This window comes from Planktothrix serta PCC 8927, from assembly GCF_900010725.2.
GTDB lineage: Bacteria > Cyanobacteriota > Cyanobacteriia > Cyanobacteriales > Microcoleaceae > Planktothrix > Planktothrix serta.
The window spans coordinates 569,863-593,463 of the sequence record NZ_LR734877.1 but is presented as its reverse complement, the minus strand read 5'-3'; the positions used below and the strand labels follow the sequence as shown (position 1 = coordinate 593,463).

The 23,601-nt window shown below is 41.3% G+C and carries 26 protein-coding genes, 1 rRNA gene and 1 pseudogene; 18 read left to right on the top strand and 10 right to left on the bottom strand.

Going from position 1 to position 23,601, the window contains the following annotated elements:
- Positions 1 to 96: 96 nt before the first annotated feature.
- On the bottom strand, positions 97 to 945 hold the full coding sequence (locus tag PL8927_RS19280; protein ID WP_083624839.1) for a M28 family peptidase: 849 nt from the start codon (positions 943 to 945) through the stop codon (positions 97 to 99).
- 173 nt (positions 946 to 1,118) lie between these two features.
- On the bottom strand, positions 1,119 to 1,352 hold the full coding sequence (locus tag PL8927_RS19275; protein WP_083624837.1) for a hypothetical protein: 234 nt from the start codon (positions 1,350 to 1,352) through the stop codon (positions 1,119 to 1,121).
- A 631-nt stretch (positions 1,353 to 1,983) separates the two neighbouring features.
- On the opposite strand from PL8927_RS19275, the gene scpB reads away from it, so the two are divergent.
- Positions 1,984 to 2,499 carry an SMC-Scp complex subunit ScpB gene (gene scpB / locus PL8927_RS19270; protein ID WP_083624835.1) on the top strand — a complete coding sequence of 172 codons (516 nt, stop codon included), beginning with the start codon at positions 1,984 to 1,986 and terminating at the stop codon, positions 2,497 to 2,499.
- A 43-nt stretch (positions 2,500 to 2,542) separates the two neighbouring features.
- On the top strand, positions 2,543 to 2,875 hold the full coding sequence (locus PL8927_RS19265) for a DUF760 domain-containing protein (RefSeq protein WP_083624833.1): 333 nt from the start codon (positions 2,543 to 2,545) through the stop codon (positions 2,873 to 2,875).
- Positions 2,876 to 2,889: 14 nt separating this feature from the next.
- On the opposite strand, the gene PL8927_RS19260 is transcribed toward PL8927_RS19265, so the two are convergent.
- Positions 2,890 to 4,110, bottom strand: coding sequence for an HhoA/HhoB/HtrA family serine endopeptidase (locus tag PL8927_RS19260; RefSeq protein WP_083624831.1), 1,221 nt, complete (start codon positions 4,108 to 4,110; stop codon positions 2,890 to 2,892).
- Between the two features lie 246 nt (positions 4,111 to 4,356).
- Between PL8927_RS19260 and PL8927_RS19255 the strand changes: the two genes are divergently transcribed.
- Entirely contained in the window at positions 4,357 to 5,238 is an 882-nt protein-coding gene (locus PL8927_RS19255) for a LysM peptidoglycan-binding domain-containing M23 family metallopeptidase (RefSeq protein ID WP_083624829.1), read from the top strand.
- A gap of 158 nt (positions 5,239 to 5,396) precedes the next feature.
- Here PL8927_RS19255 and PL8927_RS19250 read toward each other — a convergent pair whose 3' ends face one another.
- The 3 genes from PL8927_RS19250 to PL8927_RS19240 all read right to left on the bottom strand — a co-directional run bounded on the left by PL8927_RS19250 (position 5,397) and on the right by PL8927_RS19240 (position 8,094).
- A complete protein-coding gene (locus PL8927_RS19250; protein WP_083624827.1) occupies positions 5,397 to 5,669 on the bottom strand; it encodes a nucleotide exchange factor GrpE in 273 nt (90 codons plus the stop codon).
- Between the two features lie 355 nt (positions 5,670 to 6,024).
- Positions 6,025 to 6,819 (bottom strand): calcium-binding protein, encoded by a 795-nt coding sequence (locus PL8927_RS19245; RefSeq protein WP_156093246.1) that lies wholly within the window; start codon positions 6,817 to 6,819, stop codon positions 6,025 to 6,027.
- Positions 6,820 to 6,963: 144 nt separating this feature from the next.
- Positions 6,964 to 8,094, bottom strand: a complete 1,131-nt coding sequence (locus PL8927_RS19240) for a class I SAM-dependent methyltransferase (RefSeq protein ID WP_083624824.1) — start codon at positions 8,092 to 8,094, stop codon at positions 6,964 to 6,966.
- A gap of 146 nt (positions 8,095 to 8,240) precedes the next feature.
- Here PL8927_RS19240 and PL8927_RS19235 point away from each other — a divergent pair, with 146 nt between their 5' ends.
- The 7 genes from PL8927_RS19235 (at position 8,241) to PL8927_RS19205 (ending at position 13,521) form a co-directional block, all read left to right on the top strand.
- Complete coding sequence (locus PL8927_RS19235) at positions 8,241 to 8,615, top strand: DUF3110 domain-containing protein (RefSeq protein ID WP_083624822.1); 375 nt, start codon at positions 8,241 to 8,243, stop codon at positions 8,613 to 8,615.
- A 37-nt stretch (positions 8,616 to 8,652) separates the two neighbouring features.
- The gene (gene murQ, locus PL8927_RS19230) at positions 8,653 to 9,567 is read left to right on the top strand and encodes an N-acetylmuramic acid 6-phosphate etherase (RefSeq protein WP_083624917.1); all 915 of its coding nucleotides are present in this window, start codon (positions 8,653 to 8,655) and stop codon (positions 9,565 to 9,567) included.
- Positions 9,568 to 9,965: 398 nt separating this feature from the next.
- Positions 9,966 to 10,793 (top strand): pentapeptide repeat-containing protein, encoded by an 828-nt coding sequence (locus tag PL8927_RS19225; protein ID WP_083624820.1) that lies wholly within the window; start codon positions 9,966 to 9,968, stop codon positions 10,791 to 10,793.
- Positions 10,794 to 11,072: 279 nt separating this feature from the next.
- A 5S ribosomal RNA gene (gene rrf, locus PL8927_RS19220) occupies positions 11,073 to 11,189 on the top strand.
- Positions 11,190 to 11,368: 179 nt separating this feature from the next.
- Entirely contained in the window at positions 11,369 to 12,220 is an 852-nt protein-coding gene (nadC, locus tag PL8927_RS19215; RefSeq protein ID WP_083624818.1) for a carboxylating nicotinate-nucleotide diphosphorylase, read from the top strand.
- 613 nt (positions 12,221 to 12,833) lie between these two features.
- Entirely contained in the window at positions 12,834 to 13,154 is a 321-nt protein-coding gene (locus PL8927_RS19210; protein WP_083624816.1) for a nucleotidyltransferase domain-containing protein, read from the top strand.
- Positions 13,135 to 13,521 carry a HEPN domain-containing protein gene (locus PL8927_RS19205; protein WP_083624814.1) on the top strand — a complete coding sequence of 129 codons (387 nt, stop codon included), beginning with the start codon at positions 13,135 to 13,137 and terminating at the stop codon, positions 13,519 to 13,521. The genes PL8927_RS19210 and PL8927_RS19205 overlap by 20 nt, the downstream gene beginning before the upstream one ends.
- Before the next feature lie 83 nt (positions 13,522 to 13,604).
- Here PL8927_RS19205 and PL8927_RS19200 read toward each other — a convergent pair whose 3' ends face one another.
- On the bottom strand, positions 13,605 to 15,725 hold the full coding sequence (locus PL8927_RS19200) for a S8 family serine peptidase (RefSeq protein ID WP_083624812.1): 2,121 nt from the start codon (positions 15,723 to 15,725) through the stop codon (positions 13,605 to 13,607).
- 236 nt (positions 15,726 to 15,961) lie between these two features.
- Here PL8927_RS19200 and PL8927_RS19195 point away from each other — a divergent pair, with 236 nt between their 5' ends.
- The 3 genes from PL8927_RS19195 to grxD all read left to right on the top strand — a co-directional run bounded on the left by PL8927_RS19195 (position 15,962) and on the right by grxD (position 17,493).
- Positions 15,962 to 16,630, top strand: a complete 669-nt coding sequence (locus PL8927_RS19195; RefSeq protein ID WP_083624810.1) for a hypothetical protein — start codon at positions 15,962 to 15,964, stop codon at positions 16,628 to 16,630.
- 139 nt (positions 16,631 to 16,769) lie between these two features.
- Entirely contained in the window at positions 16,770 to 17,027 is a 258-nt protein-coding gene (locus PL8927_RS19190; protein WP_083624808.1) for a BolA family protein, read from the top strand.
- A gap of 142 nt (positions 17,028 to 17,169) precedes the next feature.
- Positions 17,170 to 17,493 (top strand): Grx4 family monothiol glutaredoxin, encoded by a 324-nt coding sequence (gene grxD, locus PL8927_RS19185; protein ID WP_083624916.1) that lies wholly within the window; start codon positions 17,170 to 17,172, stop codon positions 17,491 to 17,493.
- Positions 17,494 to 17,666: 173 nt separating this feature from the next.
- Here the strand turns inward: grxD and PL8927_RS19180 are convergent, their stop codons facing one another.
- Positions 17,667 to 17,921, bottom strand: coding sequence for a DUF6761 family protein (locus PL8927_RS19180; RefSeq protein ID WP_083624806.1), 255 nt, complete (start codon positions 17,919 to 17,921; stop codon positions 17,667 to 17,669).
- 317 nt (positions 17,922 to 18,238) lie between these two features.
- Here PL8927_RS19180 and PL8927_RS19175 point away from each other — a divergent pair, with 317 nt between their 5' ends.
- Complete coding sequence (locus PL8927_RS19175; RefSeq protein ID WP_083624804.1) at positions 18,239 to 19,000, top strand: response regulator transcription factor; 762 nt, start codon at positions 18,239 to 18,241, stop codon at positions 18,998 to 19,000.
- 106 nt (positions 19,001 to 19,106) lie between these two features.
- On the opposite strand, the pseudogene PL8927_RS19170 reads toward PL8927_RS19175, so the two are convergent.
- Positions 19,107 to 19,334 (bottom strand): annotated as a pseudogene (locus PL8927_RS19170) (RNA-guided endonuclease IscB); the annotation flags it as partial.
- Positions 19,335 to 19,396: 62 nt separating this feature from the next.
- On the opposite strand from PL8927_RS19170, the gene PL8927_RS19165 reads away from it, so the two are divergent.
- On the top strand, positions 19,397 to 20,158 hold the full coding sequence (locus tag PL8927_RS19165; RefSeq protein ID WP_083624804.1) for a response regulator transcription factor: 762 nt from the start codon (positions 19,397 to 19,399) through the stop codon (positions 20,156 to 20,158).
- Positions 20,159 to 20,613: 455 nt separating this feature from the next.
- On the opposite strand, the gene PL8927_RS19160 is transcribed toward PL8927_RS19165, so the two are convergent.
- Positions 20,614 to 21,000: a DUF1830 domain-containing protein gene (locus PL8927_RS19160; protein ID WP_083624915.1), complete on the bottom strand. Its 387-nt coding sequence runs from the start codon at positions 20,998 to 21,000 to the stop codon at positions 20,614 to 20,616.
- A gap of 378 nt (positions 21,001 to 21,378) precedes the next feature.
- Between PL8927_RS19160 and PL8927_RS19155 the strand changes: the two genes are divergently transcribed.
- The 3 genes from PL8927_RS19155 to PL8927_RS19145 all read left to right on the top strand — a co-directional run bounded on the left by PL8927_RS19155 (position 21,379) and on the right by PL8927_RS19145 (position 23,573).
- On the top strand, positions 21,379 to 22,947 hold the full coding sequence (locus PL8927_RS19155; protein WP_083624802.1) for a photosystem II high light acclimation radical SAM protein: 1,569 nt from the start codon (positions 21,379 to 21,381) through the stop codon (positions 22,945 to 22,947).
- Positions 22,948 to 23,032: 85 nt separating this feature from the next.
- Entirely contained in the window at positions 23,033 to 23,266 is a 234-nt protein-coding gene (locus tag PL8927_RS19150; protein WP_083624800.1) for a DUF167 domain-containing protein, read from the top strand.
- A gap of 43 nt (positions 23,267 to 23,309) precedes the next feature.
- On the top strand, positions 23,310 to 23,573 hold the full coding sequence (locus PL8927_RS19145; RefSeq protein ID WP_083624798.1) for a hypothetical protein: 264 nt from the start codon (positions 23,310 to 23,312) through the stop codon (positions 23,571 to 23,573).
- Positions 23,574 to 23,601 lie beyond the last annotated feature (28 nt).

Here is a 23,601-nt window from a genome sequence, read left to right as displayed (position 1 = left end):
TTTAGCTTTCAGCCCGAACTTTAGTTCAGGGCATTATAATTTGCTATAGTCATAATAACCCAATTTTTCTATATTTTTGTAGGCTATTCCTCAGATTTAAACTCGCCGTAAACCTGCAATTAAACCCTGACAAACTCCCGTGAGAAAATCTAAATCTAAAGTTTCTAGGGTATCTGTAGATTTGTGATAATGAGGATTTCTTAAATTTGCTGTATCTGTCACCATAATAGCTGAATATCCTAAATCCCAAAAAGGAACATGATCACTGCGTCGGGTATCAGGAACCATCATTCCTCGGTTGGGAACCGGAAGCCATTCACAAGGCGTTTTTGTGCGACGAATTCCGCGACTAATCTTAATTAAATCAGGAATCGTTTTTAAATTACCAATTAATGCAATATAATTACCAGAATTCGGATAAAAATATTTTAATCCAGGGGGATAAATTTGGGAATTAGGGTTAGAATTACAATAACCTAACATTTCTAAAGAGAGCATCAAACGAATAGGTTGGTTTTGCTCTTTTAAATGTTGAGCATAATGTTGACTCCCGACAAAACCATATTCTTCTAAATCAAACGCTACACATTGAACGGGATAGTTGAGGGGATGTTCCGCAATAGTTCTCGCTAATTCTAATAAAACCGCAATACCCGTCCCATTATCATCAGCACCCGGACAACCGGGCACCGCATCATAATGAGCACCAATTAACAGAATAGCATCTTGATGACTTGTGGCTAAAGCAGGTAAATTTAGGATTAAATTCTGATGGGTTCTACCCCGAAGTTGAAACTCATCTGTAATTACTGTTCCCCATTGTTGGAGTTGCTGACGAATATATTCACGGACATAAAAATGACCCTCCGAAGCTAGATAAGGGTCACGTTCCCGAATAATTTGTTGTAGATGTTGAGTTAACTGGGTTTTTAAATTGAACAGCATTCACTAATCTTAAAGGATGTTTTTCTTCAGATTGATTTTACCATGAATTTGAAAAAAAACGAACTTGAACAACTTAGTAAAATTGGAGTAATTCTAAAATACAATTATAAACAGTTTTGATCATAGTTTGCCCTCCTATCCTACAAATAATTTTTCAGCGTGATCAATGAGGATTATACAATATTATCCTTTAAGCGAACTCTAGGATCTTTCCCCTCTTGTACCCCTTGAAATTCTACATCGACTTGATCCCATAGGTAAATAAAAGGTAAAGTCGCTAAAGTGCAGGATTTCCAATGGCTTTGAACGGGAGCATGAAACATTTGACAGGTTCCCCCCCGCCGCCCTTCTGGCTTATAATAACGACAATTGCGACAATTTGAGGGAACTGGATTTTCCCTTGTCATTTTGAAGCCTCCCAAATTACGATATTATTTCCGATTGTCTATGATTTGTGCGTTTCACTTTGTTATCTAACTTACAGTTACTCTATATTTTTGTTAAGTTTAATTAAGCTCACTGTTGATGCTTAAATATTCCTCAAGAGAGTTGACAAAAATGCCATTTTCTAAGTTAAATGTTGACGGGTAGGGGCGAGGCGCGCCCATTAGTGTCAACTTAAGCCGAAAACCTCTGAATTATAGCCCAGATTAGATCCCCCTAAATCCCCCTTAAAAAGGGGGACTTTGATCTCCTGTTCCCCCCTTTTCAAGGGGGGTTAGGGGGGATCTAGGACGCTTAAAAAAATCAACGAACTTTTGGTTTTTTGGCTTACTTTTAGCCTTAAAGTTGACGGACTTTGGGCGCGCCTCGCCCCTACGCCTGAAATTGATTTCAAGGCTTTTGGCTTTAAGTTGACACCGATGGGGAACCCCGCCCCTACGACGGTTGAGGTGTTGACTGTTAACTGTTAAAAAATGCTCCTCTTATTCCTGACTACTGACTCTGAGTTACTATGAAAAGTTGACGGTTAGCAGGTAACTGTGTACAGTCAACAGTTATGGACTCCAAACCGTGACCTGTAATCTGTGCTTAAACATGAGTTTATTGGCGAAAATTGAAGCAATTTTGTATTTAAAAGGTCAACCCCTTTCCATTGGAGGACTAGCAGAATTAGCAGGGTGCGATCGCAAAGAAGTTGAAGAAGCATTAATTCAACTCATGTCCGACTATGCCCATCGAGATAGCGCCTTAGAAGTGGTAGAAACCGACTCTGGATATACCTTACAACTCCGAGAAGCCTATATGGAGTTAATGCACACCTTAGTCGCTCCAGAGTTAGGAGTCGGCGCCTTAAGAACCTTAGCCGCCATCGCCCTCAACGGGGGAATTACCCAAACCGATTTAGTTGAATTAAGAGGATCAGGAGCGTATCAACAAGTTCAAGAACTGGTAGAACTAGGATTTGTTCACAAACGCAAACAACCCAACGCTCGCTCCTATTGGCTACAAGTCACGAAAAAATTCCATCAGTATTTCCAAGTCGATCAGCTTCCTAAACAATTATCTTTGAATTTTGCCGAAGATTTACCCCTCGATTCTCCGGCACAGTAGGATAAACTAGAAATAGCATAAGCCTGACATAGAGACGCACATCATGGTTTTTAACCCTGACTTTCCCAAATCTGATGTTCAAGAAACCGCCGAAAACCCGTTGTTGACCTACCTGCAAAGTCAACATCCTGACGTTTTGGCAACGGTGGCTCAGTCTGCGAGTTCAGAAATTAAAGAAATTATTAGTAGAAACGTCCAAGGATTAGTCGGGGTCTTACCCTCCGATCACTTTGACGTGCAGATTACCACCAACCGGGAAAACTTGGCGGGTTTGTTAGCATCAGCAATGATGACGGGTTACTTTTTACGTCAGATGGAACAACGGATGCACCTAGAAGAAAACCTCTCTCGAACCCATTCCATTGACCCCAATTAACCCTGTTTCCCGCCCTAATTATTAAATTCTCCTGCTAAGGCAGATTCGGGGAACACCCCGGTTTTAACAATTAGGGTTTGTTTTTGACCCTGGCGATTAATTTCGATCGGGAGTTCCTCTCCAACGGCTTTGGTTTCAATTTGTTCTTGAACTTGAGATGGAGTGTTAACCGCAACGCCGTCTACTTTCACCAGAATATCTCCTTTGAGAATTCCGACTTGAGCCGCCGCCGAATTCTCCACCACCCGCACCACAATTACCCCCGTATCTTGGGTGAGGTCAACTTCCAGTTGTTGATTCATTTCCGCTTTCACCGCCGGATTTAATTCCACCATTTGCACCCCTACATAAGGATGATCGGCTTTACCCTTAACAAACAGTTGACTCGCCATGCGAATCGCTGTTTCAATGGGAATCGCAAATCCTAACCCTTGAGCATTGGCTCGAATTGCCGTATTAATCCCAATCACATGACCTTGATCGTTTAACAACGGCCCCCCAGAATTCCCTGGATTAATGGCGGCATCGGTTTGAATGAAGCGAACTCGTTTATCGGGAATGCCTACTTGGGTAGCCGAACGTCCTGTGGCGCTAATAATGCCAATGGTTACGGTATTATCTAAGCCTAACGGATTACCAATGGCGATCGCCCACTGTCCCGGAACTAAATTCTCCGAGAAACCTATCGGAGCCGTCGGTAACTCCTTACTCTCAATTTTCACCGCCGCCACATCCGTCACCGGGTCAACCCCTTTGACTTTCCCTTCAAAGACCCGACCATCTTTCAGGGTGACTTGGACGGTATCGGCCCCATCGACAACATGAGCATTGGTAATAATGCGACCATCAGAATGCAGAATAAATCCTGAACCTGTTCCTCGGCGAACTCGATCTTCTGGTGTGGGGATTTGATTGCCAAAAAAGCGTTTAAATAGGGGATTTTTAAAGGCATCGGGGACGTCTTGTTCCGATTTGCGCGTCGCATCAATCCGAACCACCGTCGGGCCAACAATTTCTGCGGCTTCTGCAATAAAATTAGGACTACTGCGGTCAATTACCTGCTGTTCAGTAACCATTGGGGGAGGAATGGTCGCCAAGGGTTTGACGACAGCTACCGTCGCCGATAACTGGGTGGGGCTGTTGGTTTGGACATAGCGACTTCCTAACCATCCCGCACCTCCACCGAGGGAGAGTAAAGTCAGGTATACCGTAAACTGTTTGAAAGATAAATCCATTTGTGCTGCCGTCTGGAAATACAATTCTGTTGAGGGTCTACCGGAATAGGTTCTCTGTCCTCTAATCTTAAGATCAAAAGTCTTGAATCACGACTCTTTAACTTTACTTAGCACATCTTGAACCTTGAGTTTGTGATCTGTGAGCCACTTTGTTGATTCAGATATTCGCCCAAACCCATTGCTAATCAATGACTTGGCGATCGGTGGGTGATCCGCTCGTTTTCAGTTAAATTTTGATAAATGATCATGAGGTTTCAACGTTTAGGAATAGTCTTGTTGGGGTTGATGGGAAGTCTAATCGGGATGTTAGCGAGTCCCCTACCTTCAATAAAATCACAAGAAGTTCAACCAGAAGCTGAAGCGGTTTGTCCAACCCCGGTACTCTCTCGTTTAAAACGTCATCGCATTGCAGCTGGGGAAACGGTAGATAGTATCGCCCGTCAATATAATTTAATTCCGGCAACCTTACTAGGGATGAATCCGATTTTACAACGGCAACCCGTAGCGATCGGACAAGAAATTCTGATTCCGCCCTATAATGGGATTCAGGTGGAAGTTCCCCCCGGTCGTCAGTGGCAGGAAGTGGCTAAAGCTTATCAGGCCCGTCCTGACGTGGTTTTTGAGATCAATGGCTGTCAAACGCAACCAACGGTATTATTTTTACCCGGTGTGAATTGGTCGCCAAAAGGCCCCCCGATTCCCGCTTTATTCGTCTTATCGGGTTATCCATTACCGCAACCGACAACGATACAAATGGGTTATGGTTGGCAATTAAATCCGGTTTTGGGTCGGGTTGTGTTCCACAGTGGTTTAGATTTAATTGCAACAGTGGGAACTCCAGTTTTATCCGTTGGAGCCGGAAAAATTGCCTTTGCGGGAGAACGGGAAGGCTATGGAAAATTAGTGGTAGTTAATCATGGGTCGGGAAAACAAACCCGTTTTGCTCATCTGGATAATATTGGGGTAAAAGTGGGTCAATCGGTTAATTTAGGGGATGTATTAGGGACAGTAGGAACAACGGGACAACCCGATAGTAAAGTATCCCATCTGCATTTTGAAATTCGTTATAATTCAGATTTGGGATGGATTGCAGAAGACCCTAATCCTTATTTTAAAGTGCGACGTTGACATTGTTATATGAAATTCTTAAATGTTTGCTACAAATACTTGATCGGGTGGCTAATCAATTTTTTCTATCCCCTATTCCCTATTTTCTTTTCCCCCTGTTCCCTGTTCCCTGTTCCCTGTTCCCTTGCCATCTGTAGCACTAATTTAAGGATTTCATATTATTTTAATGGGTTGGGTAATTTTCGACTAACTTTTGCTGGACAACAAATTCTATCCCCATCTCGATATCCAACAAAGCGAACATAAACCGTTTCTCCGGGTTGAATATCCTTAACATCGGGTTGATGAAATCGGGGATTATATTCCACTTGTTCCCAAGGGATGCCAATTCGTTTATAACCCCAATTTTCTAATACACCATCAATTGAACTCAGGAAAGAAAGTATATTTCTAGTCGGTAAATTAGTTTTTGTTTCTGTTATTTTTTTCATAAAGATTTCATTGTTTTTAACGCCGGACAAAAACTTTGATGCTCCCTTAAAATCCGGTGAGATGTCAGTACAAAATCAACAAACACCGTGATCCCGTGAGTATTTGTATTGTAATAGTTCTATAATTAATTTAAGGACAAACTTAGAGAATTTTTAGAGGATTTTATGAAATCTTTAATAATTTATTTACAAACCGGGGAGTTTCTTTAAAATAGTTTACATTTGTTTACAATTTTTCCCAGTTTATTGTTGGGATAGCTTCTGGAATAATTTCTGTTTGTTTGGAGAATCCACCCCTAGGATTTGATTAAAGATTTTATTGGTCGCAAGGGGTGGTTTCAAGTTCTAAAAAGAATTAAATAAAGACATATTGATTACTATCAAATGTCGATGCTATATCCCCTTGAACAATTGCTAATAATTGTTTTGAGTTATTTGTTGTATTAATCTTGAAAATAGCAACCCCTTCAGGGACATTTGCAGGGGAACTATCAATCGCATACAAGTCTGGAGTTCCTGCTAATAGTAACTTATCTTCATCTCCATTAAAATCTGTAATCATGGTATATCCTAAACTATCACTAGAAATACCTAAAAGGGTATCATTTCCCCGGTCGCCTAATAGTAAATCGTTTCCAGTCCCGCCAATCAGACTATCATTTCCTTGACCGCCATAAATACTATCATCCCCGCCATCTCCAAACAGAGTATCTGCGTCGTTATTTCCAAACACGATATCCTCTTCTGACCCACCATAAGCGGTATCAACTCCGATATCACCAAACAGGGTATCAACTCCTGAACTTCCGATGACTAAATCATTTCCTTGACCGGAAAACAGAATATCATTGCCATTTTGTCCTTCAATAAAATCATCTCCCAGGAAACTGGAAATCATGTCATTTCCATCCCGACCGGGGATAACATCACGATTGCTCGTTCCTTCTAAAGTATCGTCTTGGTTAGTACCAATCAGAGACGCAGCCGGAGTTAAGGGAGGAATTTGATCTCCATTTTGACGCAAAAAGAACGAATCTGCTCCCTCTCCTCCAATCAGGGTATCGACTTCACTATCAAACATAATTAATTGTAGGGTAGAGATTTGGGTTTCTCTAGGTACGGGGTTAGATACTGGTTGCAAATTTGACATTGTACTTAAGGGTAAAGAATCTGAAGTAGTACACTCTGATTTGAGTATAGAATCAGGAGGTTTTTTTATTCTCTTTCAGAGATAATTCGTAAACTATGTATTAATAGTTTTTAACTTTTGATAAAATATATTAAAAAAGAGGATTTATAAAAAGACCGTATAGGTTTGAATTAAAGTTTCTACCGTCGTTGTTTCAAAAACCCATTCTAAGCCTTGAGTATTGACGGCTTTAATCAGAATGATGTCTTGCTGAGAAATTTTGGCCAGGGGAAGTTGATAAGACCAAGACCATTGAGAGTCAGAAGCTGAGGGTTGAGAAGATAATAAACAATTTTTTATTAATGTTCCATTAATGAAGACTAAAATTTCTTTTAATTGGCTATTAGGATTGATTTCTGATACCCATCCTTTGATTAAAAGGTTTCCGGCTTCGGTTAATTCACACTGTTCGATTTTTCCTTGGGGATGGTGATTAAATTGTAAAGAAGATAAGGGTTTTTGAGGGTTGCGGGTGACTAAATATAAATCTTGATAGCGACAAATTCCTTTAGGAATTCGAGAATAAATTGCTTCTCCCTGACTTATGGTTTTTAAACAATTAGCAACAAAGGTTTCACCGACATAAGTTGTGCCATATTCATTCACATCTAAGGTTTGACTTTCACTATTGGGAACAAATAAAAGATCGGAGGCTGAAATGGCTAAATGGGGCGGTAATAGTTCTCGATCATGAACACTAAACATTAATATTCCTTGAGGAGATAATAAAGCATAGAGTTTTTGTAACCAGGTTAAAAATGTCGCTTCAGGAAGATGACTAAAAAAAGAACAGGCTAAAATACAATCAAAGGATTGTTGAATCGGATAATCCTGTGGATAGGTCGTAGAAACAATTCCCTGAACGCCAAACTGTTCCCTTTGAAATTGTACCGCCTGAGCATAAATATCAGAAATCCAGATATTTTCAGGAGGAATATCTTGAACTAAAAACCGAGTAAAACGTCCATAACCACTGGCAAAATCTAAGAAAGATGAAATTTGACTCAAATCCCCAAAATGCCAGTTTAAAACCTGTCGGACAGTATCTAAAATTCGACGACCATTAAAATAATAACGAATACAAGCCCGATCCGGTGTGTGATGATTCGCTAAAGCAAATAAATACATTTCATCCTGATCACAAATAGCGGAATTAAAGGTAGCAGGAAATAAGGTTTGATCTTGAATAAACCGTTGTAGGGCTAAGGATTGACGAGATAAATCAACAAGCTGCATTGACTGTTTTAAAAAATAGAAGTTTTCCTCGCAATTTCATCTTACAGAAGACTGTTCCCCAAAACAATCAGGCCACCCCAGGAAAAAATTTGACGTTTTGGCAGTAAGATAGTAAAGCAATAGTTATCAAAACTTCATGGAAAGCTATGCGAGTTTACGTGCTGCTGTTCAATGCCGGAACAGAAAATGAGGGGATTCATACGATTCAGATGGGCGATCGCAATAAAGTGTTAATGTTTGAAGACGAAGATGATGCCACCCGCTTTGGCGTGCTTCTGGAGGCTCAAGATTTCCCGACTGCTAAGGTTGAAGCCCTGGACGAAGAAGAAATTAAAGAATTTTGCCAGAGTGTTGACTATGACTGGGAATTAGTGGCATCTGGAGAGTTGGCCATTCCCCCGGAACATAATGTCGATGAAACCGACTGGCAAGTTGAGGCGGAGAAACAGGTGGAGGTAGAGTCTAATTTAGGCTCTCCTGAACTGGATGATATTCGCAAACGACTGGAAGGGTTATTATGAATGGGTCAAACTAGGACAATCCAAGGTTAAGTTAAATATGGAACAGTGGGAGTCGCGGGGACATTTATTAACCGAACAAATCAACGCTAATAGTCAGAACTTGGATCAACTCAGTTCTTTAGAATTAGTGGATTTGTTCAACCGGGAAGATGTACAAACGTTACTGGCCATCGCCCGTTCCCGTGAATCGTTGGCCCAAGCGATTGATCTCGCCACTGTTGCATTGCATCAGGGAGGGCGACTATTTTATGTTGGGGCGGGCACCAGTGGCCGTCTGGGGGTTTTGGATGCGGCGGAATGTCCCCCCACCTTCTGTACCCCTCCAGAATTAGTCCAGGGCATTATTGCGGGGGGAGCGGGTGCCTTGGTTCGCAGTTCTGAAGATTTGGAAGATCGGGCAGAAGATGGGGCGATGGCGATCGCTTTGCGCCAAATTACCTATTTAGATGTGATCGTTGGGATTACGGCCGGAGGGACAACACCCTATGTGCAGGGAGCGTTACAAGCCGCCCGTCAACGGGGGGCGAAAACGGTGTTTATTGCCTGTGTTCCGGTAGAACAGGTGGAATTTGAAGCGGATGTGGATATTCGCTTATTAGTGGGGCCAGAAATATTAGCAGGTTCGACTCGATTAAAAGCCGGAACAGTGACGAAAATGGCGTTAAATATTCTCTCAACAAGTGTGATGGTGAAGTTAGGAAAGGTTTATGGAAATCGCATGATTGATGTGGCGGTGACGAATAAAAAATTACAGGATCGAGCCTTAAGAATATTAATGGATTTGACCGAAATTAATCGAGAAGCTGCCGAAATTTTATTAGAAAAAAGTGGAAAATCGGTCAAGTTAGCGTTATTAATGCAGTGGACAGGATTAGATGCGGTATCGGGTCAAGAATTATTAGATCAGCATCAAGGACAATTAAGACAGGCGGTATTCAGTTTTCCAAATTAGGATTTTCTCAAATTAACAATTTTCCCTCCTGTTCCCTGTTCCCTATTCCCTGTTCCCTGTTCCCTGTTCCCTGTTCCCTGTTCCCTGTTCCCTTCCCATCTGTAGCAACTATAATTAGATTTCATATCATTTAATATTCAAAGCTGACTGTCCCATATATGAGTGAAAATAATGTTATATTGAAAATAATACGAACATAAACAAAACGACTAAGGATCAACTGGACATACAATCTCAATACTCTCATAGAACAGCTTGGAATTTCAGGCTGAGACTTAACATCGCTTCTCTTTCCTATCTTCTAACTCCTGATTTTTTTGGGTATGATTACCAGGATCAACAGCCCATTGAATCCTCACTAAAATTAAACCTTATTCAAGTGAAGTGGAGATTTTACAATGAATGATAAAGAGTTAAGAGAGCAAGTCAAAAGCTATATTAAAACCCTTGTTAATGCCAATACTGATAATTTATTAGAATTAGCAAAACTGATCGGAATTGACCCCAAAAAGGATTTAATTGGGGCTGATTTGCAGGGGATTGATTTAACAAAAGCTGACTTAAGAGAAGCTAACCTCAGTCAAGCCAACCTAAGCCGCGTTAACCTCACTGAAGCTAACCTGAGTCAAGCTAACTTAAGTCAAGCTAATTTGAGCGGTGTTAACTTAATGGGAGCGAACCTAGAAAATGCCGATTTAAGAGAAGCTAACCTCAGTTATTCTAATCTAGTAGGGACTAATTTAAGGGGAGCAAATCTTAGAGAAGCGGACTTGAGTGAAGCCTACCTCAGTCATACAAATCTTAGTGGAACGGACTTAACGAAAGCTTATCTCAGTGGGGCTTATTTAGGCAATACTAATCTCCTAGGAGCCGACCTCAATCAAGTCTATTTAAGTAAAGCAAACTTGAACCAAGCTAACTTAATGGGAGCAAATTTAACCCAATCTAACCTAACTAAAACTAATCTGATAGAAAGCAATTTAAGCCGAGCAGTTTTAACGAAAGCTAACCTATTTCAAGCTAATTTGAGTTTTGCTAATTTGAGTTTTGCTAATTTGAGTTTGACTAATTTAAGCCTAGCTAACCTCAGTCAAGTCGTAGTGAAAAAAACTCAATTTAGATATATCCTAGGGATTTCAGCAGAAGTTAAGGATGATCTCATTAGTAGAGGTGCGATTTTTGATGATAATTCAGGTAATAGTTTAAGTGCTTTTCTTTCTCGTTAATGGCATTGATTTAATTAAAAATCTCTATCCAGACATTCCCTATTCCCTATTCCCTATTCCCTGTTCTAAGAGTGCATAGCACTATATTTGAACGACTCTTTGACCCCCTTAAATCCCCAAACCCCCTCAGCAAGCCGGATGAGAGGAACAAAAAGTTTTTTTGGAACAGGGGTTGACATTCCCAGAAAAAGCGAGTATATTAGTAAATTGTGAGAGGAAAACAAGCGAACAACAAAACCGCGAACTCCTCAAAAATCACCGAAAAGTTTATAAAGCTTTCCTGGTGCCTATGGCTCAGTGGAACCACTCCGATCCATCTCGAACTCGGCTGTGAAACGCTGATACGGCGAAGATACTTGGCGGGTAGCCGCCTGGGAAAATAGCTCGATGCCAGGTTAATATCTAACTAAAGCCTTCTTCCAGTGATAAATCGGAAGGGGGCTTTAGTATTTTACCATACCTAGAAACCGGGTTTCTTTCAAGATTTGGGATGGGAAATCAGGGTTTATACAGAAACCCGGTTTCTTTGACCCTCGGTATTATAGGATGTTTTGAAATTCCTAAATAGACTGAATATGAAGGCGATATTACCTCCTGGGATTATTTTAGATCCGCTATTGCAACAATGGTTATTAGAAGATATTGGACGAGGCGATCGCTCGACCGCCGGATTATTAATCGGAAATCAGATAAAATCTGCGGATTGGATTGTTAAAGAAAAGGGTGTTATTGCTGGATTATCCGTAGCGGCGAGAGTGTTTCAACTTTTAGATCATCAGATGAAATTTACTCCTTTAATTCAGGAGGGAGAATATTGTGAAAAAGGCACAAAAATAGCTATTTTAGAAGGGAGTTTAGAAGCGTTATTAATGGGGGAAAGAGTCGCGTTAAATTTAGCGATGCGACTGAGTGGAATAGCGACAGCAACGCGAAAATATGTAGAAGCGATCGCAGATTTACCCTGTCAATTAGTTGATACCCGCAAAACAACACCGGGATTGAGATTATTAGAAAAATACGCCATTCAAGTCGGGGGTGCAAAAAATCATCGCCTGGGATTAGATGATGCGATTATGATTAAAGATAACCATATTGTAGCGGCCGGAGGTATTGCAGAAGCGATTACAAAAATTCGAGAAACAATGCCTTATCCTCTAACAATTGAAGTAGAAACCGAAACCTTAGAACAGGTAAAAATAGCCTTAGAACATCAAGCGGATATTATTATGTTGGATAATATGTCTTTAGGGTTAATGCGGGAAGCCGTTAATCTGATTCGTCAATATAACTCCCGTATTAAAATAGAAGCATCGGGTAATATTACCTTAGAAACAATTCGTTCCGTTGCAGAAACTGGGGTTGATTATATTTCAACGAGTGCTCCTATTACCCGTTCAAATTGGTTAGACTTGAGCATGAAAATGTGAAACTATAGCGCTACGCGAAAGGGAATAGGGAACAGGGAACAGGGAAATAGCGATCGCTCTGAGAAACCGGGTTTTTGAAAAAAACTATTAGGAAAAACCCGGTTTCTGGACACCTGTGCACACAAAACACTCATCAAAACATAGCCTATCTTCATAGGTAGAAACGTAAAAGCTGATTTTCCCAACAAAACCCTATGAAAACCGAGATTTTGAAGAAAACCATCTTCTGAAAAATGACTTGATTTTAAGATTTAGGCTTCGTTTCGTCTTTCGTTATTAGGTGTTTCTTGATTATTTAAAAATTGATAAACTCCAACTGCTCCTATTGCAAATATACCTCCTACTGCCAGAACTCCCGCAACTGGTACAGTAACAGGAGCAGTTATTACTCAGTATAAACATGAGTTGAGTATAATCAGCAACATAAACATTGATTACCTATTCTTTTTTCAAACATAAGATTTTATTGTTAAAAACCAGGTTTTTGACAAGGTACAATCACTGAAAAGGGCGGGCGGGTTTATAACAGTTATCTGTAAATCTCATCATCTTGACCTGATATAATATCAATTAGCAAGTCAATTTCTACTCACAAGGATTAGGGTCGAGAAAAATGATCGAAAGCTCTAAAATTATGCAATTAAGCCAAAATATTGCCAAGGAATTTCAGCCCGATAAAATAATTTTATTTGGCTCCTATGCCTATGGAAACCCTCAAAATGATTCCGATGTTGATTTGCTAGTAATTTTGCCTTATGAAGGGAATAGTTTTCGGAAAAGTTGGGAAATTTTAAATAAAATTAAGCCCGATTTTTCTATAGATTTGTTAGTTAGAACTCCTGTAGAGATCAAGCAAAGACTGGCTTGGAATGATTTTTTTATCAAAGAAATTATTGAAAAAGGAAAGGTGATTTATGAATCCCCTAACCATTGAATGGGTTGATAAAGCAGAGGGAGATTTTACTACCGCTTTAAGGGAATTACGAGCGAGGAAATCTCCGAACTATGATGCAGCCTGTTTTCACGCTCAACAGTGTGTTGAGAAATATTTGAAAGCTCGTTTGCAAGAAGCAGGAATTACTTTTAGTAAAACCCATAATTTGACCGTTTTATTGGATTTGCTTTTACCTGTCGAACCAAGTTACGATGGGTTTCGCCTCAAACTTTTAGCATTAACTCTGTTTGCAGTTGCTTATCGTTATCCCGGTGCTTCTGCTGATAAAGATACAGCGCGTGAAGCCTTAAATTTTTGTCAGGAAGTCCGACAAGCAGTCCGGTTAAGTCTGGGTTTAAATCCTTAAAAAAGCGATCGCAATAAAAAACCGAGTTTTTCAACATAAAATTGGGAAAACCCAAAGTTTGAAAAAAACCCGGTTTGTGGAAATTACAACCCTAAATCCAGTTTCCAATATTTGAGAGTTCCGGTATTTTCAGCAATAGCATCAATAACCCTTAACTGCCAATTTCCTTGGGCTGGGAGATTTAAAAACTGTCTTAAATGGAGTGTATTTTGTAATGTGTAGGTCGTTTTTAATTGAGTTTTAACCCCTAACGTTCGATTTTGGAGTAACACTTTATCCCCATTAGGTGCAACTAACCAAACTTCAATATCTCCTAAAAAACTATGTTCAATTTCTACACTCACCTGAATATCTTGAATTGGACTGGTTTCTGTAATCGTAATTGAACTGGTAAGTCCGTTAGGATTATTATCAGGGATAGCCTTAATCTGACTATTTTCGTGAGAAATATTCCGAGAAATTTGTTGCTGAACCATGCGTTTATTTTGTGCCATTTGCACCGCTTTAAACGCATTTACTTTGCCATAGCCAAACCATTGAGAATAGCCATTTTTATCATAATTTCCCATGCGAATCCCTAACTGAGGGTCAGGATCACCATCCACAATTTTATCCGAACTTTGTTCAAGAATTCGGCGGACTTCTGGGGCTGTTAAATTTGGATTAGCGGATAAAACTAAAGCCGCCACCCCAGCCACAACAGGAGTCGCGCTAGACGTTCCGCCGAAATAGGGTGTAAAATCCGATGGATCATAACCACCGGCTCCCACGCGGTCAGTGGTAAATACTCCTAATCCCGGTAACGTCCCCTTCAGAACTGGAGGTGTGCCAATATATCCTGTTTCTTGTAACCACATCCCCGGCGGCGCATTATTACTGGGAGCACAGACACAAACCCCAGTTCCCCAATTACTATAGGCGGATTTCTTACTTAAACTATTAGAAGCAGAAACCGTAATCACATCGGGATGAACCGCAAATCCAGATAACCATTTTACCCGACCTTTGATAACATCGTTCGGCCAACCCGATTCATCAAGCATTCCATTAATCGGACGATTCGCATTTCCCGCCGCAAAAACAATCACGCAGCCTTTACCCTTACGACCTTTGGTTGCAGCTTTATTAATAACAGCTTTTTGACGGACAGATAAAGGAAAGTAAATCGCACTGGCGCCCCAACTACAGGAAATAACAGAAGCTCCTTTATCAATCGCCCAGTTAAAAATTTGTTCAACGGATTCATCATCTAAAAACCCCGTTGTCCGAATCGGCATTAAAGCACAACCCGGTGCTACCCCCACAATTCCTTTACCATTTTCTTCGGCTACAGCCACCCCGGCACAAGCCGTGCCATGATTATCTGTAGGAGCTTCGGGAAGGGGAAGACTATCTCGACCTTTTAAATCCAAAGGCGCAACAATTTTACCCACTCCTTGAAAATCCGGGTGATTGAGATCGACAGAATCATCGCTAATTGCCACAATCACAGAACGAATTCCTCTGGTAATATCCCAGGCTTTCTCGGCTGAAATATGACAACTTGCTGCCATTTGATTGCCTTCATTACAGTGTAAATACCATTGTTTACTGTAGAGGGAATCACGGGGAACATAATAGGGCTGACTTCTAATCACAATATTCGGTTCAGCCAATAAAACCTGAGTATTCCGAGTTAAACGATTCGTGATTTTTAGAGGATTTTCTTGAGCTTGATTTGTAATTTCATAAACAAAACCATTCGGTATTCCTTCTATGGGTTTTAACTCTTTTAATCCCAGTTCTGAAGTAATAGACTCTCGTGTTGATGCTTCAACGTCTTCTTGAAATTGAATCGTAAGCTGATTGGTTAAATAAATCACTGAGGCGGGATCGTTATCCAGTTGGTAAACATGACTAGCAAAGTCAATATACTCAGAATTCCGGGCTAATGTCATCGCCTCATCCAGTTGATTTGGAGCAACTGTGACCTCTTCTAGGGAAGGAGGAACGCTATTGGCGTGTTGCATTGGAATCGGTGGCTGGGGTAAATCTTTAATTCCAGTGGTACTGGGAGACAATCTTACCGTAAAGCGATCAGGAACTTTATGTAGAATTAATTCCTCTCCACCCCGTTGTAAAACATTGGCGATACTCCCGTCAGGGACGCCAATTCCTTGATAGTTTTGTTGTGAAACACGAGATGAGTTAACTGGTGATGCCATAATTTAATCTATCCTTTCTTCTCAACGGTTTAAATTCACATTCATAATGTAGATCTATCTATTCTGGACGGTTTGGCAGAAAATCAATCGAGTCATGATCCCCACCCCCAGAAAAAATATAACCTGTCTGGGTTAAGCCGGGATAAGGTTACTGATACAGTATGGGATTGGTCAAAATAGATGATAAGATCCATGAAGTTTAATGTTTTTTTTTATCGCGTTCGCGCAATTGAGTCATGGTATCCTCTGGAACTGTCAGTTTCCTTCAACGTACAGCCTATCTATCCATCCCTGTGATGATGGCTTGGGGTGTCTTATTCCCACTTCACGTTAATGCTCAAGAATCTTCTCCCACCCTTTCACCAGGGGATGTACAGTTGAGGGATGGAACAGAAACTGAGATTGCGCCCCCATCAGGTGATCCGGTTCCGCTCAATCCTAATGATATTCGTCCTTTGTCGTTGGATAGTAGTTTTTTAAGTATTGAGGGGGGAAAACGGCTGCTTCAAGAAGCTGACACTGCTGTTTCTCAGGAAAATTATGCTGAAGCCGAAAAAAAATTTCAGGAAGCTCGTCAAGTTTTTAACCAATTATCCAATTTTTATCAACAGTTAGCAGCTAGTTTTTCCGGTGTCGATAACCGCATTGCAGACAGTCACAGAAATGCAGCCCGTGACACGGCACAAATGCGCGATACCGCCACCTATCAGTTAGCTTTACTCCACCGAGCTAAAAATCAACCGGAACTCGCTGTCCCGCTATTAATTCAGATTATCCGCTCTCAAGCACCCACGAGAGATTTAGGTAAAAAAGCATATCAACAGTTACTCGAATTAGGATTTGTAACCGATCCTTTTCCCCGCGCAGGTAACACAGAAAATCAACCTACCTCTGCGGCGCAATAGCGGCAGGGAGAGTAGGGGGAGCACCGGGAGCAGGGGGAGAGAAGAAAATAATTAACACCTGAAACCCGACACCTGTTAACAGTCAACAGTCAACAGTCAGCATCTAAAATATTTAAAACACTCTCGTTCAGGAATAGAGATGATTACACTCAATCAAGTTGAAGCCATGATTCAGTCAGAATTACCGGATGCGGTGGTTCAAGTTCAAGATTTGGGAGGCGGTGACCATTTACAAGCCATTGTGGTGTCTGCTGAGTTTGAAGGGAAAACTTTGGTGAAACAACACCAAATGGTTTATAAGGCTGTTAAAGACGCGATGGCGACAGAAGCGATTCATGCCTTAGCATTAAAGACCTATACCCCTCAAGAGTGGGAAAAAGCTACTTCAGCAGCTTAATTGTGATTGAATCCTGACGCAAGTTAACGCTGAAATTCTCTAAAATAGGCTAAACTCAAATCGGAGATTGTGCAATCGTTTTGCTCATCTATTTCCCGATCTCAAACCAACTGATTTGATTTCATTTATTCAAGAAAGAACCATGACTCCAGAAGTAACAGAAAGAATTGAAAATCTCGTCAAGAAAAACAAAGTCTTTGTCTTTATGAAGGGGACAAAGCTCATGCCAATGTGCGGTTTTTCTAATCAGGTTGTACAGATTTTAAATAGTTTAGGGGTTCCTTTTGAAACCTTGGATGTCTTAGAAGATTATGAAATTCGCCAAGGAATTAAAGAATATTCTAACTGGCTCACGATTCCCCAAGTCTATATCAATGGTGAATTTGTTGGCGGTTCGGATGTGATGGTTGAACTCTATCAAAAAGGTCAATTACAGGAAATGCTAGAAGTGGCTCTAGCTTCATAGAATCGGTGTTGGGTTTGTGGAACAGGCATCTTGCCTGTTAAGTGAAGTGGGGTGTTGGGTATCGGGTGTCGGGTGTCGGGTGTCGGGTTGGATGGAGTTTATTTCCTCTCTCTGTCCCCCTGTCGCCCTATCCCTATATCCCCGCTTTCCCAAACCCTTTCCTGACTCCTCCCCTAATAATAATCTATTTGAGTTTGAGGTTGAGGCATTGGCATTTCAAAATTAGAGGGATCGTAAATGTATCGAGTCGCTTCTTCCTCCAAACGACTAATTAAATAGGGTTCCAAGGTATTCGTGTGTCTGAGTGCGGCTAAGTAACCGTCCAAATATAACCTTAAGTCATCATAACGATAACCTCGGTTCCACATCTCGACGAGGGCGTCGGTGAGTTTTTGATAATGGCGAATCGTTAAGGTGTCTTGAAGCATGGTTTGAATGGGGTTTGAGTAGTAACTACTAGATTCGACGGGAATGGGTTCGCCATCCGGTCATTTTATTAAGAGTTTAATCGCCGGAGAATTCCGGTGCTGGCTTCTGGGGTCACGAGGGAGTAATGGGACACTGACTTGTCTATCTCTAATCTTAACTCCCTCTATCTTAACTGTTTCTCTCCCTCACCTGGACTTCCTTTTCTACTTTTCTACTTTTGACGCAATAAGCTGATTACAGAGTAACAGGAGCTACAAAATCAGAAAGATTACCCTGTTAACCTTGAAGTCAATATTGAAGAAGGAATCTCGTATCCGTGGGATCTGCTTGTATTTCAATTATTGAAGGAAACCCGCATTTACGATCGCTCTTGGGTTGGCATTTACAGCACGTCGGGTACTCGGTTTATCAGGCGGCGGATTTGCACCATGCAAGGGATATCTTCTATGCTCATCAACCCAATTTAGTGATTTTGGATGCTGAACTGCCAGAGGGAAATAGTTTGGAATTTTGCCAATGGCTTCAACAGCAACGACAATCGTTAATTTTAATGTTATCGGTTCGCACAACGGAATCGGATGTTGTCCGAGGCTTGAGAGCGGGTGCTGATGACTATTTAGCAAAACCCTTTGGAATGCAAGAGTTTTTGGCAAGAACAGAATCCTTGATGCGGCGGAGTCGCACCATCGTTCCGCCAACAACCTTGGATTATGGAGCACTCAAAATTGACTTGGTACAACGTCGTGTGCGTTTACAGAGTCAATTAATTGAACTGACTCCCCAAGAATACAGTCTCCTCTATGTTCTCGCTCAAGCTTGCGGAGAACCCTTGAGTCGTTCAGAACTGTTGCGACGAGCATGGCCAGATTCTATTGATAATCCTCGCACGATTGACACTCATGTTCTGTCGTTACGGAAAAAAGTAGAAATTGACCCCCGACAACCGAACTTAATCCAAACGGTTCGGAATGTTGGCTATCGTCTTAATTTAGAAGTCCTGAAAGCGGAAACCGTTCGCACCGCTAGACTCAATGGCAAATATCCACCCATTCGAGAGGTGAAAACGGGTAGTGCGTAATCACTAACCGGGAACCTCTCACAAGAAAAACATGGGAAGGTTGGAAGCCTCGTATCTTCAGAGCGAGGAGGAAAACCGACCCAAGCGGTTTTAACCGCCTGTTTTTTTAGAATCCATAAGAATAACCATCCTTTTTATGAATTGATTGACAATATTTATGACTAATTCCTGTTACTCTTCCATTCTGAGTAACAATATCAAAACTACCAGATGCACGGCAGAGAACTCGACCCAAATAAAAGCCTATTTTCTTGCCTTTGGTAACAACAGCTTTAACAATATCGCCCGTCTGAAAGCCTTTATGAATCTGCATTCGTGAGCGATGTCTCGTTGGNAAAATCAGAAAGATTACCCTGTTAACCTTGAAGTCAATATTGAAGAAGGAATCTCGTATCCGTGGGATCTGCTTGTATTTCAATTATTGAAGGAAACCCGCATTTACGATCGCTCTTGGGTTGGCATTTACAGCACGTCGGGTACTCGGTTTATCAGGCGGCGGATTTGCACCATGCAAGGGATATCTTCTATGCTCATCAACCCAATTTAGTGATTTTGGATGCTGAACTGCCAGAGGGAAATAGTTTGGAATTTTGCCAATGGCTTCAACAGCAACGACAATCGTTAATTTTAATGTTATCGGTTCGCACAACGGAATCGGATGTTGTCCGAGGCTTGAGAGCGGGTGCTGATGACTATTTAGCAAAACCCTTTGGAATGCAAGAGTTTTTGGCAAGAACAGAATCCTTGATGCGGCGGAGTCGCACCATCGTTCCGCCAACAACCTTGGATTATGGAGCACTCAAAATTGACTTGGTACAACGTCGTGTGCGTTTACAGAGTCAATTAATTGAACTGACTCCCCAAGAATACAGTCTCCTCTATGTTCTCGCTCAAGCTTGCGGAGAACCCTTGAGTCGTTCAGAACTGTTGCGACGAGCATGGCCAGATTCTATTGATAATCCTCGCACGATTGACACTCATGTTCTGTCGTTACGGAAAAAAGTAGAAATTGACCCCCGACAACCGAACTTAATCCAAACGGTTCGGAATGTTGGCTATCGTCTTAATTTAGAAGTCCTGAAAGCGGAAACCGTTCGCACCGCTAGACTCAATGGCAAATATCCACCCATTCGAGAGGTGAAAACGGGTAGTGCGTAATCACTAACCGGGAACCTCTCACAAGAAAAACATGGGAAGGTTGGAAGCCTCGTATCTTCAGAGCGAGGAGGAAAACCGACCCNCTTGACCTTGATTCAATAACAATCGAGCTTGAGCAGGATGTATTGGGCTTTGAGGTTGTTTATTCGGAGCAATTACAAAGACGTGATTAGACATGAAATAACTCCTATTTCTAGGGTAATGTTCGCTTCGCCAATGTTTTCTGAACTTTTGGCGTTAACAACACTGTCTTACCCCTCGTAAAACTGTTTAATTGTTAACAATAGAGCCACAAACTAGCGTCGCATTCGTGGGTATTATGATCCAGAAAACGTAGCTGTTAGGCTGAGGCTGGTCAGCTATCTAAAGTTGGAGGCATGAAGCCCCGTCACAAAGAGAGCGGGGTGCTGACAGTGCAATGGGTGTCATGATTTTATTATCGAGGTTTTTTTAAATTAATCAACGGAGGTTAACGCTGGAGTTGTTAAAGGTTCCAGTTTGATTGTACGCTTACTGGTAAAGGTTCTCGGTTGCGTTAAAGGTTGAGCATTGAGTGTTAAAGGTTTATCGTCATGGTGAATAGACTCTTGATCAATCTGGAGTCGCTCACAAGGAATATTATCGGCAATAATGGCACTCGCCATACTCCCGGTATGGATTTCTAGGGTGGCTTGCGACATCGCTTCAAAGACTAAGCGTTGTCCTGGGAATACCACCCGCTCAAAGTACCAATTCGCAACATTGGTGATGCGAGCGATCTGAATATGGCTGGTAGCGTTGACATAGCAGCACAAAATTCGACCAGAACTATTCGACGGTAGGGGATCAAGAATTTGAGCCATATCTAAATCAAGGGGGTTTGAGCTAAACATTTTATCGAATACTTATTACGTTAACATTTGCTGATCCCCGTTGGTTGTAACCCCGACTACCAATCGGCTATTCTACTTACTGATTTTTTCGGAAACTTCCCCACAAATTCCCGGCTTTTCCCTGATTTTAAAGAAATTCTGCCAAAATCTCAGAATCGAAAAAAAGTCTGGATTCCGGGGATAGAGAGCGGTCGTTTCCTGTCCCGTCTGCTTATCGAAACTTCATGAATTTCTCAGATTGGCAAGCTTAAACGACCGAAAATTGGTTATAGTGTTAAGGAATCTTAAGCAAAGTCGATATAACTTCACCGATTTCAGCCCAAATTCCGCCTGAACTACACAAGCCTTATGGAAGATAAAATCCTTTACGTCCGCCTCCCCTGTAACCCCATTTTCCCGATTGGGGTGGTTTACCTCTCTGATTACGTTCACAAGCTGTTTCCCAGTGTTCAACAGCGCATTTTTGATTTAGGTACTTTTCCGCCCCTGGATTATGCCGCCGCCTTGGATGCTTGTGTCGATGAGTTTCAACCGACTTTATTAGTCTTTTCTTGGCGAGATATTCAAATTTATGCTCCTGTGGGAGGACGGGCTGGAAATCCACTACAAAATGCCTTTGAATTTTATTATGCTAAAAACCCTTTCATTAAATTACGAGGGGCGTTAGGAGGATTAAGGTTAGCAACGTCCTACTATACCGAACTTTGGCAAAATTTAAAATTAATTAAACGCGGATTATCCCGTTCTCAACGGTATCACCCCCAAGCGCGAGTCGTAGTTGGTGGGGGGGCTGTGAGTGTTTTTTATGAACAATTAGGAAAGAGTTTACCTTCAGGAAGTATTGTTTCAGTGGGGGAAGGAGAAAGTTTATTAGGAAAGCTGTTAAGAGGGGAAGATTTAGCCAATGAACGCTGTTATATTGTCGGACAAACGACCCCGCGCGATCGCTTAATTCATGAACAACCCATGAATTTTGAAAAAACAGCTTGTAATTACGATTATATTGAAACAATTTGGCCGGAATTTCAATATTATTTTCAAGATCAAGACTTTTATATTGGAGTACAAACAAAACGAGGTTGTCCCCATAATTGTTGTTACTGTGTTTATACGGTTATTGAGGGGAAACAAGTTAGAATTAATCCCGCCGATGAAGTTGTAGCGGAAATGCAGCAACTTTATCAACGCGGAATTAGAAACTTTTGGTTTACTGATGCTCAATTTATTCCCGCCCGTCGTTTTATTGATGATGCGGTAGAATTATTACAAAAAATTCTTGATGCGGGGATGACGGATATTCACTGGGCGGCTTATATTCGGGCGGATAATTTAACCCCAGAATTATCTCAATTAATGGCAAAAACGGGGATGAATTATTTTGAAATTGGCATAACCAGTGGTTCTCAGGAATTAGTCAGAAAAATGCGGATGGGGTATAATCTGCGGGTAGTGTTAGAAAATTGTCGAGATTTAAAAGCCGCCGGGTTTAATGATTTGGTTTCGGTCAATTATTCGTTTAATGTGATTGATGAAACCTTTGAAACCATTCGCCAAACCATTGCTTATCATCGAGAGTTAGAGGCGATTTTTGGGGTGGACAAAGTGGAACCTGCGATTTTCTTTATTGGGTTACAACCCCACACCCATTTAGAGGAATATGCGTTCCAACAAGAAATATTAAAACCGGGGTATGATCCCATGAGTTTAATGCCTTGGACAGCCAGAAAGTTACTCTGGAACCCCGAACCTTTAGGATCATTTTTTGGAGAAATTTGTTTAGAAGCTTGGAAGCGCAACCCCAATGATTTTGGGAGAACGGTAATGGATATCTTGGAAGAACGGTTAGGACGGGCACCTTTAGAAGAAGCGTTGAGTGCACCAATTTCTGGGGAAAAACAATTAGCAACTGTTCGTTAACTCCAACTTTAACTTGAGGGTGCGTAACGGATACACGAATTGTTGTATCCTATATTAAGATTAGCGATCGCAATTCTCTAAAACCTTGGCACTCTTAAAAATCAAAGTCAAACCCAATTCTAAACAGCAAGCTTTCTATGAAGAAATTGATGGAAGTTTTACCGTTCATCTTAAATCTCCTCCAGTGGAAGGAAAAGCCAATCAAGAATTGATTAAATTTTTAGCGAAACACTTAGGAGTCCCCAAATCTCAGATTACGATTAAATCCGGCTTATCCTCCCGCCATAAATTTGTAGAAGTTCCCGATGTTAAGCCCTAGTATAATAGGTGAGTGTGCGCCATAAATTTAAGTTTTTTTGCCAATGGATGCGTTTCAACCCACCCCACCAGATTGGACTACTGATGCAATTCACGCTTCTGAATTTTGCTGTCCTCAATGTTCTGCTAGTAGTTTAGAAGCTCAACAGGTTTGGATTAACCGTCGTTCTCCCGTTTACAATGAAAATAACCGTCGCAAATGGCAGGAATTTTATACTTGTCAATGTGGCTGTGTTTGGTGGGCTTGGAGTAGCGATCGCCCCCCTTCTAATCTTGTTTCTCAAACCGAAGATTCTGATATTTTTTGATCGTCTAATCTCTAAGTAAAAAAACACT